Origin of the sequence: Rhodococcus sp. 06-462-5, from assembly GCF_002258315.1 — a bacterium.
In the GTDB taxonomy this organism is placed as follows: domain Bacteria; phylum Actinomycetota; class Actinomycetes; order Mycobacteriales; family Mycobacteriaceae; genus Rhodococcoides.
On sequence record NZ_NOYD01000012.1, the window covers coordinates 203,979 to 217,547 of the forward strand.

Sequence of the window (13,569 nt, forward strand, 5' to 3'; positions counted from 1 at the left end):
GACGGACCGTCGGCCGGGCTGGGAGCAGCCTGCGAACTTGCTGTGAGCGGGAGAGTTCGCTCAGACGCGATCGGCGTACACGACGATGTTGTCGTCGTAGCTGGAGATATCCGAGTCGAATTGGCCGCCGCAGGTGATCAAGCGCAAGCCTGGGTGGTCGATGTCTCCGTAGACCTTGTCGGTGGGAAACGCATCCTTCGGATACTGCTCCACCGCGCTGACGACGAACCGGACCGTACTGCCGTCCTGGCTGACAACGGTGACATCGTCGCCCGGTTCGAGGTCGCGCAGCCGGTAGAAGACACCGGGGCTGCCGCCCCAATCCACATGTCCCGCAACGATCGACGGTCCGAGTTGCCCCGGAACCGGCGACCCGGTGTACCAACCGGCGGGGAAACCGCCCGCGGGTACTTCCATCGAGCCGTCCGGACGCAGACCCAGACCCATCACGTCGGAGTCGACGCCGATCGCACCGATCTCGAGTCGCGCAGGCGGGGACCCGGGCACCGACGACGATTCGGCACCGACCTCACCCGACGGCGTGACGACGGCGGGAGCAGAAGCCGAGGGCATCGACTCGTTCTGCGCGGGGCCGGCATCCGAGGGCGTTGCGCAACCGGCAACCAGCGACAGCAGCAGCAGGAACGCCGCTGCCACCGCCCGCACCACGACCCGATGACGGGTCGTGGTGCGGGCGGATTCAATCAGAGGTACCGATACCTCGACGGTAGGTCTCACCGATCAGTTCCGACGACGAGTCAGAGCCAGGGCAGAGACCGCACCGAACGCGAGCACGGCCAGCAATGTCCACATCGGAGCGAACGACGTTGCACTCGAACGGTTCACGGTACTGCCGTCACCGGTGTCGACACCACCGTTCGGGATCTGTGTGATCTGACCACCCGGGTTGTACGTGCCCGGCTGATCCGGGCCACCCGGTGTGATCGGCTGATTCGGCGTGTTGGGCTGATCAGGCGTGTTCGGCACGTTCGGCTGATTCGGCACGTTCGGCACGTTCGGCACGTTCGGCTGATTCGGCACGTTCGGCTGATTCGGCACGTTCGGCTGGTTCGGCACGTTCGGCTGGTTCGGCTGGTTCGGCACGTTCGGCACGTTCGGCTGGTTCGGCACGTTGGGGACACCCGGGATCGGCGGGATGGTGATCACCGGCGGCACACCCGGAATCGGGGGCACCTCGATGACGATCGGCGGCGTACCGCCACCGTCACCCGGCGTGCCCGGCGTACCGCCACCATCACCCGGAGATGTCGTGGTGACGGGAGGTGTGGTGGTCACCGGAGATGTCGTGGTCACGGGCGGCGTGGTGGTCACCGGAGATGTCGTGGTTACCGGAGGCGTGGTGGTTACCGGAGGCGTGGTGGTTACCGGAGGCGTGGTGGTCACCGGGGGTGTCGTCGTTATCGGAGGTGTGGTGGTCACGGGCGGCTCGGTGGTTCCGCAACCCGGGTTGGTGATCGTGTTCGAGTCGAGGGTGACAGCTCCGTCCAGAGCCAGTAGCCGTCCCTGCACATCGGCATTCGTGGTCGCCGTGATCGACGCCCGTGCCATGATCGTGCCCACGAAATCGGTACCGGTGCCGAGTGTGGCCGAGCTTCCGACCTGCCAGAACACGTTGCACGGGTTGGCCCCGTTGATCAGCGAGACACTGCTGTCGGATGCCGTGATCAGCGTCGATGCCGCCTGGAAGATGAACACGGCGTTGGAGTTACCCTGCGCGTCGAGTGTCAGTGTTCCGGTCAGGCCGAACGTGCCCGAACCGTACAACCCGGCCAACAATGTCTGTCCGCCGAGTTCGACTCCGGTCGAGGTTGCTCCCGGTCGACCGGCCGCGTCGTCGTATCCGGTACTCAGATCCGCTTTCGCCTGCGCTGCAACCGAATTGCGGTCGTTGATAACTCCACTGGTGAGCTCTCCCGGTGGGAATCCGGTGATGAACGGTTCGACACCGACGCCTGGGCTCACTCCGACGTTGCCGCCGATCCTCGACGGGCCGGTGTTCGTGATCTTGGAGCCGGCCAGAACGGCATAACTCTCCGCGGTGCCGAGTTCGACGGTGGTGGGTTGAGCCTCGGCTGCGGGGACGTTGATCAGCATGAGTGCGCTGGTGGCCAACGCGACCGAACCGGCAAGCGGAACGAGGGTTCTGCCCCTACGCCTGATGGGGGTCGACGTGCGGTTGTGCTGTGTAGCGGGCATGGATTGCATACCATTCTGCTGGTTGGGCGAAGCGGACTTGTTGCCGGACTTCGTGAACCACGCAATCGATCCCCCGACGAGTTCGATTGCGCAGCAAGTAATGTCGCGACTCTCAACGGCCGCCCCGGACCGATCCGAGTGCGTGGAGGTATCGCGGTTCCGTATTCGATGACGTCACCGGCCGACGGTCTTCGGCAAGGTGACAAAGCTATGCGATCAGCGGAGGCTCGTGCCCACTCCGCAACTAAGAGTTTCCCCGTATCTCTACGGTGTAGAGCTACAGCACACCATGTGTAGGATAATGAGTCAAGCGAAAAGTGTTGTCGAACAACAAGTTTGTTTGGCCGCTACTTACCGGTCGGTTTACTGCTTACGAGAGGTTGCCTACCGATGTCCACGACGAACCGACCGGGCCCACACTCCAGTATCAAGATCGACCGCGAGTACGTGGTGTCCGCTGCCCTCAGCATCGTCGATCGAACCGGCCTCGACAGCCTGACGATCCGGAGCCTCGCGGCATCGATCCATCGCGATCCGATGACCGTCTACCGATACCTGCCCACCAAACAGGCGTTGCTCGACGCCATCGCAGATGCGGTACTGGGCACACTCGTCTGCGTCGACTGCGCAGACCCCGACTGGCAGCGTCAGCTCAGAATTTTTGCGCGGCACTACCGTGAGCTCGCCCTCCAACACCCACACGCGGCGGTGCTGCTGACCACCTGCCCTCAGGCGACCCCACTGGGGTTGGGCACGCCCCGGTCACTGGCCTCACTCGAGAACATTCTGGTTCTGCTGACCACCGCAGGATTCACGCTGCCCGAGGCCCTGACGAGCTATCGGCTGATGATCTCCTTCCTACGCGGCCATCTACTGAGCGAGACCCAGGAAACGACCGACCACCCGGACGAGACCGGCGACCGCCTCAGCCTCGCTCTGCGCCGACTCCCCATCGACACATTTCCCCTGCTGTCGACGCTGCCACCTCTGATCACCGAGTACGACGGTGCCCGCGAACTCGAGTTGGGTCTCGACGTGCTGTTCCGAGGCATCACCGCAATCCCGATCTGAGCGGATCGACGCTCCCGGGCCCGCACCGGACCGAGCCGTACCCTGGTCCCAGGATTCACGGCATCGGACTTCACGCCATCAGAGCAGTCCGGTGCCTGCCTCGTTCGCTCGTTCTTCGTCTCGCTCCTGCTGCGCAGCGGCCAGGCCCGACATCGTGCGCAGCGGAACCTCCTCGAGGAAGAGCACCAGTACGAATCCGAGGACCATCAGGATCGACACGGCCAGGAACACGTAATCCATGGCGTCGGAGAACCCGATACGGAACGGCTCGGCCAGAGCCGGTTCGAGCTTCTGAATGAACGAACTGTCCTGCAGCGCGCTGCCTGCGACGGAGGCGTCACCCGAGGCGATGGCTCGGGCGAAACCCGATTCGAGCGGATCGGAACTCGTTGATGCGCTCTGCACTGCCTGCTGGAACGCCGGCGTCGAACTCGCGGCGACCAACGCGTCACTCGTCTTCGGGGTCAGCTGGGTGAACAGCATCGACAGGAAGACGGCCACACCCACCGTCGCACCGATCTGCCGGAAGAACGTTGCAGCAGAGGTGGATACACCCATGTCCTTGGGCGGCATCGCATTCTGGATGGCCAGGGTCAGCGGCTGCATCATCGAACCGAGCCCGAGGCCGAACACGCCCATGACGACCATCGTCTGCCACAGCGGGGTATCGGCGTGCACGTAGTGGAAGACGAACATCGCAATGGCCATCAGTGCGGTACCGACGATAGGAAAGATCTTGTAGCGACCCGTCTTCGAGATCATCCGACCCGAGACGATCGACGCAACCATCAGGGCACCGACGAGGGGCAGGGTCTGGTAACCGGCCAGCGTGGGCGAGGATCCCTTGACCACCTGCAGGTACTGCGGCAGCAGCGAGATGCCGCCGAACATGGCCGCACCGGCGATGACGCTGACGGCAATGCACAACGAGAACAACGGGTTTCGGAAGAATCGCATGGGGATCAGGGCGTCGTCGCCCATCTTGATCTCGGCGAGCACGAACGCGATGACGCCGACGATGCCGATTCCGAAACACAGCAGGGCCCGCGGTGAGCTCCATCCCCACACACGACCCTGCTCGGCGATGATGAGCAGCGGCACCAGGCCGACACTGAGAAGCACTGCGCCCCACCAGTCCACGCGTGCCTCACGGCGATACACCGGCAGGTTCAGCACTCGCCACACCACCACGAGCGCGATGATGCCCAGCGGGACGTTGATGTAGAAAACCCAACGCCAGCCGGTGATTCCGAGAATCGACGACTGCCCGGCGAGCAGACCACCGATGACCGGCCCGAGCACGCTCGACGTGCCGAACACCGCCAGGAAGTAGCCCTGGTACTTGGCACGTTCGCGCGGCGGCACGATATCGCCGATGATCGCCAGCGCCATCGACATCAGACCGCCTGCACCGAGGCCTTGGATGGCGCGGAAGGCGGCGAGTTCGTACATCGACGTCGCGATGCCGCACAACATCGATCCGACGACGAAGATCGAGATGGCCGTCATGAAGAACGGCTTGCGCCCGTAGAGGTCGGACAGCTTGCCGTACAACGGGGTCGAGACCGTCGAGGTGATGAGGTAGGCCGTCGTCACCCAGGCCAGAACCGAGAACCCGTTGAGGTCGTCGGCGATGGTGCGGACGGACGTCGAGACGATGGTCTGGTCGAGGGCGGCGAGGAACATGCCCATCATCAGGCCCGACAGAATCGTCATGATCTCGCGATGCGAATACTCGCCGGACGCGGGGGTCACTTCAGGCTCGGTTACCATCTCTTTGACGCACCTTTACGTAGCATTTGCTTGTGTCCTACAACGATATTGGGACACCAGCATGCGCGCAGAAAGCCCTCGGTGCAAAGAATTATTTACGCCGGATCCGGTCGCGCACTTCACGCATGGTGTGTGGGTGGATTCCCTCCGCCGCGAGCACCTTGCGAGTCTTGCGGCGCGTCAGCAGAACTCCGGTGATCGCGATGATCCACACCGGGAACTGCACGAGCAATGCGACTCGGAAGCTGTCGAACGTGTAGCCGCCCATCGCGTCGAGAATCCATCCGATTCCCGCGATCACCAACAGCGACGCCAGGAAGCCGCCGATGTTCACCATCCCCTGAGCCGTCCCCAGGTTGGCGCTCGGATTGAACGTGCGGGCGAGGTCGAAACCGATCACCGAACCGGGACCACCCACCGAGATCACCACCACGAGCAGCACCAGCAACCACAGCGGCGCAGGCCCGGGAAGCGAGAGCACGATGGCCCACATCGCGGCGTTGCTGATCATGATCGCCAGCACCAGCCACGACCGCCGCATCGGGTAACGCCCGGTGAGGAGCCCGACCACGATGCCCGACACCACCGCGGCCGCCACCGACACGGTCAGCAACGCTCCGGCCGTCGACGCCGACAGGCCCTGCGCCGACGTCAGATACGGCACACCCCACAGCAACGCGAAGACCGTGATCGAGAACTGGGTGCCCATGTGCGAGAAGAAGCCGAGCCGCGTGCCGGGCCGTCGCCACACCTCGGCGATGGAGGTGAGGGTCTGTCGCAACGTCGTCGGCTCGAACACGGGGGCAGCTCCGTCGTCGGGGCGATCCCTGACGAGCGCGAGAACCAGTACGAGGGCAAGGAGCCCGAGTGCCGCTGCGCTGCCGAACGCGAACGTCCAGCCGGGTCCGTTCAACAGAATCAGGAACGGGGCCGCCGAGAGCACCTGTCCGAGCTGGCCGAGCAGACCGGTCAGCTGCGAGACGATCGGTACTCGCCGCGGCGTGAACCACACCGGAACCAACCGCAGCACCGAAATGAAGGTGAGGGCATCACCGACACCGACGAACGCCCGCGCGGCCACCGCAACCGGGAGCGATTCCGTGAGCGCCAGCGTGATCTGAGCCGTCGCCATGATCAGCGCGCCCGCAGCGATCATCTTCCGCGAACCGATGCGATCCAGCAGTACCCCGGCCGGGATCTGCATACCCGCGTACACGACCACCTGCAGCACCACGAACGACGACAGCAGCGACGGCGACACCGAGAACCGATCGGCCGCACTCAGGCCCGCGACGCCGAAGGACGTTCGATGCAGCACGCCGACGATGTATGCGAAGACACCGATGCCCCACACCACCCACACTGTTCTCACGCTGTCCCTGTTCTCACGCTGTCCCTGTTCTCACGCGGTCACTGCTTTCACCGGAACAGTCTCTCAAGGGCTCTGTGAAATGATCGGCCGCGGTAGTTCGTCGAGTACGGGAAGTGAGTCGAGTCATGGCCAAACAGGTACTGGTATTGAACGGCCCGAATCTGAACATGCTCGGAACCAGGCAGCCCGAGGTGTACGGCCACGCCACCCTCGCCGACGTCGTCACCCTGTGCGAGAAGACCGGTGCCGAGCTCGGACTCACCGTCCGGGCCGAGCAGTCCAACCACGAGGGCCAGCTCATCGACTGGATTCACGCGGCCCGCGGGGTGGCGTCGGGCATCGTCATCAATCCGGGCGGGTTGACGCACACGTCCGTGGCACTGCGCGACGCACTCGTGATCCCGGAGGTGCCGATCATCGAGGTGCACATCTCCAACGTGCACGCCCGCGAGGAGTTCCGGCACCACTCCTTCGTCTCCCCCATCGCCAGCGGCGTCATCGCCGGACTCGGGATCGACGGCTACCGATTCGCCATCCAACGACTCGCCTCTCTGGTCTGACACATCTCTGGTCTGACACGTCTCTGGTCTGACGCCAGCTCTCATCCGGCGCTCAGGATCGACTGCCTAAACTGGTCGCCGTGAACACGAGCAAGAACGTCTCCAAAGACATCAAGGCCATGCAGAACGGCGACAAGAATCGTCGGACTCTGATTCAGGTCGTCGTAGCAGTCGTTCTGATCGCGCTCGTGGCAGCGATTGCCCTCTTCATCGTCAACAGAGATTCGACGTCGGGGGATGTATCTGCCGCCGGCTCCGGCGCGTCGACCGGGGCCCAACTCACCCCCACGTCGCTGACGGACGACGGCGCCATCCGCTTCGGCAATCCCGACGCCACCACCGTCATCAGCGTCGTCGAGGACTTCCAGTGCCCGGCGTGCAAGAACTTCGAGTCCATCAGCGGATCGACGTTGCAGCAGCTGGCCGACGCAGGCAATGTCGCCGTCGACTACCGCCCCATCTCCATTCTCGATCGGTTCTCGAACGGGACCATGTACTCGACCCGCGCCGCGAGCGCTGCTGTCTGCGTCGCCGAGAACGACCGCGACAACTGGATGAACTGGCACACCGCCATGTTCGAACAGCAGCCGTCCGAGGGCGGAACCGGACTGACCGACGACGAGCTCGTCGCGATCGCCGCCGCTGCAGGTGCCGACTCCCCCGCCGTCGCGTCGTGCATCACCGACGGCAGCTACACCGATTGGGTCACCACCCAGACGCAGTCGGTCCTCGGCGAAGGCATCAACGGAACGCCGAACGTGCGGGTCAACGGCACCGACATCGCCAACCCGACGCCCGAGAACATCCTGACCGCCGCCGCCGATAACTGAGCAGCATCCGACAACCGACATGAGAACCCGCGCAGGTGCCGCTGTCTTCACCCTGTTCAGCGCTCTCGGGTTGCTCGCAGCGCTGACGCTGACGATCGAGCGATTCAAACTGCTCGAGGACGCGTCGTACGTGCCGTCGTGCAGCCTGAATCCGGTGCTGTCGTGCGGGTCGGTGATGGTGACGAAACAGGCGGCGCTGTTCGGTTTTCCGAACCCCATCCTCGGCATCGTCGCATTCTCGGTTGCGCTCGTCGCCGGGGTGCTGTGGCTCGGCCGCGTCGAACTGCCGCACTGGTTCTGGCTCGGCATGAGCGCGGGCCTGCTGCTCGGTGAAGTGTTCGTACACTGGCTGATCTTCGAGAGCCTGTACGAGATCAACGCCCTGTGCCCGTACTGCATGGTGGTGTGGGCGGTGACGATGCCGTTGTTCGTGCTGGCTCTGAGCCGACTGGTCGCCTCCGGCCCGAACAACGGCGGCACCGTCGGCCGCTTCTTCCTCGAATGGCGGTGGACGTTGCTCGCGGTGTGGTACGCAATCGTCATCGCGCTCATCGGAATCCGCTTCTCGGACTACTGGGCATCGCTGTTCTGAAAACCTTGTTCTGACAACCCTGCAGTTCCTTTTGCGAATCTCATGAGTCGAACGTCTGCACCGTGCATGATGGGTGCAGCACCCGAGTGAGCCTGATCACAGCTACTGGCTCGGGGAAGATCGTTCGAGTAGCAGGAGTCGATACATGGCAGGCGATCCATTCGCAGTCATCGTTGCCGTCATCGTGTCCGCGGCCGGTGTCGTCGCCGGAACGGACGCCCCGGCTCCGATTCCGGATCAGGCGGTGCAGGATCAGGCGGCGGAGATTGCCGCCAACGCCGAGGATCAGGCAACGACGATGAGCGATCAGTGGACCGAACTGCTGGGCACTCTGCCCGAACCCGCCGCCGACATCGCCGACCGCACCCTCTCCGACGCCGCCGAGGGCCTGCACACCGCAGCCGAACCGATGCTCCCCGACCTGCCCACGGTGGAGGACATCGAAGCAGTCGACATCGAAGCAGCCGCCACAGAGGCAGCCGCCACCGGGGCAGCGGTGCCGACCGCGCCGGGAGATGCTTTGGCCGCCCTCCCCACCGCAGCTGCGGCCGTAGCTGCTACCGGTTCTCCCTCTGCGCCACTGCCGTTCAGCGTGTTCTCGTCGAATGCGGTCTCCACCACCGCAGCCGCACTCGGTGCCGGTGCCGTTCAATTCGCCGGCCGTACTTACACCGCCGCCGATATCGCCACCCAGACCGCATTCATGGCGTCGGCCGAGGCCATTCGGCGTGCGCTGTTCCCCGGTCAACCCGCCACGTTCACCGGCATCAATGTGGGCGCTATCGGCCTGGGTGCAGTGGGAGCCATCACCGCCTTCGTGCCGTGGCTGCAGAAAGCAGGCAACATCTGCGGCGGCGTCAAGGCGACGACGATCGCGGCACTGTATGCCGCCGAGAACGGCTTTCGGCACGGCCCGACTGCTCCGGTCTCGAGCACCGGCGCGCAAGGCCCGGGGCAGTTCATGCCCGGCACCTGGGCGACGTACGGCAAGGACTACGACGGCAACGGCGTCACCGACGTCAACAGCATCGGTGATTCGGTGATGGCGTCGGGCACACTGCTGTGCGATATCTACGGACAGGTCGACGGGTGGAAGCGGGAGGGCAAGGTGTCCGGTGACACCTTGGATCTGACCCTGGCCGGATACAACGCAGGCGCGGGAGCGGTACTGCGGTCGGGCGGAATGCCCTCGGGCACATTCGATTACGAGACGCAGACCAAGCCGTACGTCTCTCGCATCCGGGCGACCGAAGCGCAGTTCGCGGCCATCCTCACCCCCTTCGCCGGACTCGACCTCACCGGAATCGGCGGCCGATCGGTGCAGTTGGCGATGGACTACCTGGGACTGCCGTACGTGTGGGGCGGCGGAAACATCAACGGACCGTCCGGCGGCGGATTCGACTGCTCGGGCCTGACGTCGTACGCCCTCTACAAGGCCTCGGGCGGAAAAGTGACACTGCCCCGCACCTCGGAAACTCAGTGGAACGTGGGCACCGAGATTCCGATGGAGCTCGCGCAACCGGGCGACCTGCTGTTCGGAAACTTCGGACCGGCCGGGCCGGGTCACGTCGCGATCTACATGGGCAACGGGCAGATGGTGCACGCTCCCACCACCGGAGACGTGGTGCGTGTGGCACCGGTGTTCGACGGCATGCGGGCCCGGCACATCGTCTGACGGGCCCGCATTCGGCCTGTCCGCGTACAGTGCGATCGTGACCAATGCACGCGTGGAACCGGCCGGCTTCGACGACGAACTGGCACCGGAGCCGCCGCCCGGTGAGGGCTTCGAGACCAGCTGGCCGGTGCGAACCGGCGACATCGATCCGAACAACCGACTGCGATTCGACGGAGTCGCCCGCTACTTGCAGGACATCGGTACCGACAACCTCGACGCCACGCCGTTGGGCAAGACCGATCCGATGTGGATCGTGCGACGCACCGTCATCGACGTCTTCGAGCCGATCCACTTCCCGGACCGCGTGCACATGCGGCGCTGGTGTTCCTCGATGTCGACGCGGTGGTCGAACATGCGGGTTGCGTTGACGACACCGAAGGGTGGGCGCATCGAGACCGAGGGCTTCTGGATCAACATCAGCAAGGACACCGGAATGCCGACCCGCATCAGCGACGGCGCACTGGAAATGCTGGCCCGCACCACCGATCAGCACCGGTTGCGATGGAAGGCATGGCTGACCGAGCCGGTGCAGGCCGAATCGTCGACCGATCTCGAATTCCCCTTGCGCGCAACCGATATCGATCCATTCAACCACCTCAACAACGCTGCCTACTGGCATGCGATCGAGGAGTTGCTGGTGGACGTGCCCGAGCTGGCCGCCGCGCCGCACCGCGCCGTCATCGAATACCTGACCCCGGTGCTGGCGAACGAACGTGTCACTCTGCGCCACCGCTACGACGGAGGGTCGCTCACCGTCTGGTTCGTCGTCACCGGGGCATCGGGCGAGCCGACGGTGCGCACCGTCGCCAAGGTTGCCGCCAGAGCCTGACGGTCGAGCTTGCCGCGCGGCGTATGCGGCAGGCTGTCCACGACGGCTAGCACCACCGGCAGGCTGGGACCCGGCAGCACGGCGCTCAGGTGACGGCGAATACGAGCCACGGATATCGAATCGTCCTGCGCCACAACCACTCCGGCCGCTGGCACCTCACCTGTTCGGTCGTGGGGCAACCCGACCACCCCGGCCTCGAGCACACCGGGAACTGCGAGCAAGGCGGCCTCGATCGGAGCCAGCTCGACGTTGAGTCCGGCTCGAACGATCGTCTCGTTGCCGCGGCCGAGCAACATCAGTCGACCGTCTTCGACTGTGCCGCGATCGCCGACGGTCATCCACCCGTTTTCGTCCGGCCCGTTCGTCAGGGTCGTGCGATCTCCCACTCGGCTCAGGTAGCCGTCGAACAGCATGTCGCTGCGAACGTGCAGCAGTTCGTTCCTGATCTCGACCTCCACCCCGTCGAACAGCTGCCCGTTGACCTCGGTGCCGTTGCTTTCGCTTCGGTCGTAGGAGACGAAACTGAGCTCGGAAGCGCCGTAGAAGTGCGTCATGGTTGCGTTCGGTAGCGCCGTCGCCAGTGCCGCTCGACCCGACTGCGGCCATCGCGCCGCAGAGGAGAGCACCTCACGGACACTCGTCGATCGCACTCCCGAGCGAGCAATGTCCCAGGCGATGGTCGGGACCGAATACAGATGTGTCGGATCATCTTCGAGAGCAACCGCCGCCTTGCGTACGTCCACCGTCGCACCCCTGGTCAGCCCGTGCAACGCACCATAGAGAAAATGCGTGTGATCGAGAGTGCCTGGCGCGGACACCCGATCTCCTGGACCGAGATCGAACAAGGCATCGGAGCGATCCAGCGTCGCCGCCCACGACGCCTGATTGCGCATGAACAACTTGGGCGGTCCGGTGGTTCCCGACGTGACGCCCACGAGCAACTCGGAATTCGGTGTGGGTGTGGGGATGGTTTCGGTGGGCCCGCTTGCAAGATCGTCGGGGGCTGAAACGTGGCCTGCACCCCAACCATGCAGCCGCCCGTGCTGACGCGGGTGCGCGGCAATCACCGAGGGCTTACCCACCGCCATGGCATCGGCGAATTCATCAGCCAACAGATGTCGATGCAGCAGAACGACACTCACCCCGGCACGCATCGCCGCGACGACAACTACCAAGGACCCGATATCCGACGTCGGCAGTACCGCGATGCGACGCGTCCCGACCAATGCGGTCGCCGTGCATGTCACTCGATCCCAGAATTCACGATAGGTGATGTCACCGGTCGCATCGACGACAGCTGCCTCAGGACGGTCGGAATGCCGCGCTACCCGGGCGGCTAGCAACTCACTCGTCATCGTCATCCACACCAACGTCATCCACACCGCGGGCCACGAGGGCATCACCCATCGCGTCGGCGGTGCGAAGGGCGCGCACCAGGACCGGGGTTGCCAGTGCCGTCATCGACCACTGCAGTCCGCGTGCTTTGCGGGCCTGCGACACCTCCTGCACGATGGACGCGAGCAGTGGGATGCACCGAATGGCCAGGGCCAGAAGCAGTCCGATCCGATCCGGGTCGACGCCGAAGCGTCGGACGGGCCCGAGCGCTCGGGTGACGGTATCGAGCATGTCGGTCACCCGGGTGGTGAGGGTGACGAGCGCTGCCAGGGCAACGGAGATCACCAGCACGCCACACACCACCACGGCGCGCTGCCAGGTAGTGATGATCACCTGGAAGACGCCGATGATCAGCACCATCCACAGCACCGGACGCAATTGCGCCAGTGCCACTTTCGCCGGGATGCGGGCCACTGCGAACAACGCCGCGGCCAGCAGCGCCACCACACCTACTTCGAGGGGAGTGCGCGCGAAGATCACCGTCGCCAGGATCGCGAAGATCAGCGCCAGCAGCTTCGATCCCGGGCTCATCCGGTGCAGCAGCGAGGGGCCGGGCCGGTAGAGACCGATCATCCGATCAGCTCCCGGTAAGCCGGGACCGCGGCGGCGGGGGTTCCGTCGAACGCGATACGGCCGTCGTCGATGACGATGACGCGCTCGAAGCTGTCCAGCAGTGCCAGTTGATGAGTCACGACGATGACCTGTTGGTTCATCGAATCGAGAGCCTGCGCTACGACGCGTCCGTTGCGCAGATCGAGCAGCGTCGTCGGTTCGTCCGCAACGACCACCTCCGGTCGTCGGATGAGGACGGCACCGATCGCCAGCAGTTGCTTCTGTCCACCCGAGAGCAGGTGCGCCGGATGGTCGCGGTGCTGATCGAGACGGAAGCGAACGAGAATCTCTTCCACCCGCTCGGCCACCTCGGCCTTGCTCAGGCCGGACCTGCGCAACGAGAACGCGAGATCTTCTGCGACCGTGGGCATCACGATCTGCGAATCGGGATCGGTGAACACGAAGCCGACCTTCTTGCGAACCTGCGCTCCCTTCTTCGCAGCGTCGACGCCGTCGACCGTGACGCGGCCGGTATCGGGCTTGATCAGGCCGTTGATCATCCGGGCGAGCGTCGACTTGCCCGAACCGTTGGAGCCGATGATGCCGATCCGGCGCTCGTCGAATTCGAGGTCGATGCTGCTGAGCACCTGCCGTTCCCCGAACGAGTGCGAAATGTTCTCGAACTTGATCGTGCTCATAAACA

Annotated in this window: 13 protein-coding genes; 6 read left to right on the forward strand and 7 right to left on the reverse strand. The window is 64.6% G+C overall.

The genetic code is table 11. From position 1 onward, the window contains the following. Positions 1–60: 60 nt before the first annotated feature. Positions 61–738, reverse strand: coding sequence for a class F sortase (locus CH251_RS06775; RefSeq protein WP_256978873.1), 678 nt, complete (start codon positions 736–738; stop codon positions 61–63). A 3-nt stretch (positions 739–741) separates the two neighbouring features. Further along, the gene (locus CH251_RS27705; protein ID WP_256978874.1) at positions 742–2,217 is read right to left on the reverse strand and encodes an ice-binding family protein; all 1,476 of its coding nucleotides are present in this window, start codon (positions 2,215–2,217) and stop codon (positions 742–744) included. 390 nt (positions 2,218–2,607) lie between these two features. Between CH251_RS27705 and CH251_RS06785 the strand changes: the two genes are divergently transcribed. Next, positions 2,608–3,288: a TetR/AcrR family transcriptional regulator C-terminal domain-containing protein gene (locus CH251_RS06785; protein WP_094612447.1), complete on the forward strand. Its 681-nt coding sequence runs from the start codon at positions 2,608–2,610 to the stop codon at positions 3,286–3,288. Between the two features lie 78 nt (positions 3,289–3,366). On the opposite strand, the gene CH251_RS06790 is transcribed toward CH251_RS06785, so the two are convergent. Then, positions 3,367–5,061 carry an MDR family MFS transporter gene (locus CH251_RS06790; RefSeq protein WP_094612448.1) on the reverse strand — a complete coding sequence of 565 codons (1,695 nt, stop codon included), beginning with the start codon at positions 5,059–5,061 and terminating at the stop codon, positions 3,367–3,369. 91 nt (positions 5,062–5,152) lie between these two features. Then, complete coding sequence (locus CH251_RS06795) at positions 5,153–6,433, reverse strand: nitrate/nitrite transporter (protein ID WP_094612449.1); 1,281 nt, start codon at positions 6,431–6,433, stop codon at positions 5,153–5,155. Between the two features lie 125 nt (positions 6,434–6,558). On the opposite strand from CH251_RS06795, the gene aroQ reads away from it, so the two are divergent. The 5 genes from aroQ (at position 6,559) to CH251_RS06820 (ending at position 10,919) form a co-directional block, all read left to right on the forward strand. Continuing rightward, on the forward strand, positions 6,559–6,993 hold the full coding sequence (gene aroQ / locus CH251_RS06800) for a type II 3-dehydroquinate dehydratase (protein ID WP_179273549.1): 435 nt from the start codon (positions 6,559–6,561) through the stop codon (positions 6,991–6,993). A gap of 80 nt (positions 6,994–7,073) precedes the next feature. Next, positions 7,074–7,823 carry a DsbA family protein gene (locus tag CH251_RS06805; RefSeq protein WP_256978875.1) on the forward strand — a complete coding sequence of 250 codons (750 nt, stop codon included), beginning with the start codon at positions 7,074–7,076 and terminating at the stop codon, positions 7,821–7,823. Positions 7,824–7,842: 19 nt separating this feature from the next. Beyond that, the gene (locus tag CH251_RS06810) at positions 7,843–8,415 is read left to right on the forward strand and encodes a vitamin K epoxide reductase family protein (protein WP_094612451.1); all 573 of its coding nucleotides are present in this window, start codon (positions 7,843–7,845) and stop codon (positions 8,413–8,415) included. A gap of 145 nt (positions 8,416–8,560) precedes the next feature. Next, positions 8,561–10,090: an NlpC/P60 family protein gene (locus tag CH251_RS06815; protein ID WP_094612452.1), complete on the forward strand. Its 1,530-nt coding sequence runs from the start codon at positions 8,561–8,563 to the stop codon at positions 10,088–10,090. Positions 10,091–10,127: 37 nt separating this feature from the next. Next, on the forward strand, positions 10,128–10,919 hold the full coding sequence (locus CH251_RS06820) for an acyl-[acyl-carrier-protein] thioesterase (RefSeq protein WP_373454924.1): 792 nt from the start codon (positions 10,128–10,130) through the stop codon (positions 10,917–10,919). On the opposite strand, the gene CH251_RS06825 is transcribed toward CH251_RS06820, so the two are convergent. The 3 genes from CH251_RS06825 to CH251_RS06835 are packed head-to-tail and all read right to left on the reverse strand — an operon-like array spanning position 10,823 to position 13,564. Next, a complete protein-coding gene (locus CH251_RS06825; protein WP_256978876.1) occupies positions 10,823–12,280 on the reverse strand; it encodes an AMP-binding protein in 1,458 nt (485 codons plus the stop codon). The genes CH251_RS06820 and CH251_RS06825 overlap by 97 nt on opposite strands. Then, on the reverse strand, positions 12,264–12,887 hold the full coding sequence (locus CH251_RS06830) for an energy-coupling factor transporter transmembrane protein EcfT (RefSeq protein WP_094612453.1): 624 nt from the start codon (positions 12,885–12,887) through the stop codon (positions 12,264–12,266). Before CH251_RS06830 ends, CH251_RS06825 begins: the two co-directional genes overlap by 17 nt. Next, entirely contained in the window at positions 12,884–13,564 is a 681-nt protein-coding gene (locus CH251_RS06835; RefSeq protein ID WP_094612454.1) for an energy-coupling factor ABC transporter ATP-binding protein, read from the reverse strand. Before CH251_RS06835 ends, CH251_RS06830 begins: the two co-directional genes overlap by 4 nt. Positions 13,565–13,569 lie beyond the last annotated feature (5 nt).

Excerpts from the sequence above, each read along its gene's own strand:
- CH251_RS27705 (WP_256978874.1), bottom strand. The coding sequence starts at position 2,217 with ATGCCCGCTACACAGCACAACCGCACGTCGACCCCCATCAGGCGTAGG.
- CH251_RS06785 (WP_094612447.1), top strand. The coding sequence starts at position 2,608 with ATGTCCACGACGAACCGACCGGGCCCACACTCCAGTATCAAGATCGAC.
- CH251_RS06790 (WP_094612448.1), bottom strand. The coding sequence starts at position 5,061 with ATGGTAACCGAGCCTGAAGTGACCCCCGCGTCCGGCGAGTATTCGCAT.
- aroQ (WP_179273549.1), top strand. The coding sequence starts at position 6,559 with ATGGCCAAACAGGTACTGGTATTGAACGGCCCGAATCTGAACATGCTC.
- CH251_RS06810 (WP_094612451.1), top strand. The coding sequence starts at position 7,843 with ATGAGAACCCGCGCAGGTGCCGCTGTCTTCACCCTGTTCAGCGCTCTC.
- CH251_RS06815 (WP_094612452.1), top strand. The coding sequence starts at position 8,561 with ATGGCAGGCGATCCATTCGCAGTCATCGTTGCCGTCATCGTGTCCGCG.
- CH251_RS06825 (WP_256978876.1), bottom strand. The coding sequence starts at position 12,280 with ATGACGATGACGAGTGAGTTGCTAGCCGCCCGGGTAGCGCGGCATTCC.
- CH251_RS06830 (WP_094612453.1), bottom strand. The coding sequence starts at position 12,887 with ATGATCGGTCTCTACCGGCCCGGCCCCTCGCTGCTGCACCGGATGAGC.
- CH251_RS06835 (WP_094612454.1), bottom strand. The coding sequence starts at position 13,564 with ATGAGCACGATCAAGTTCGAGAACATTTCGCACTCGTTCGGGGAACGG.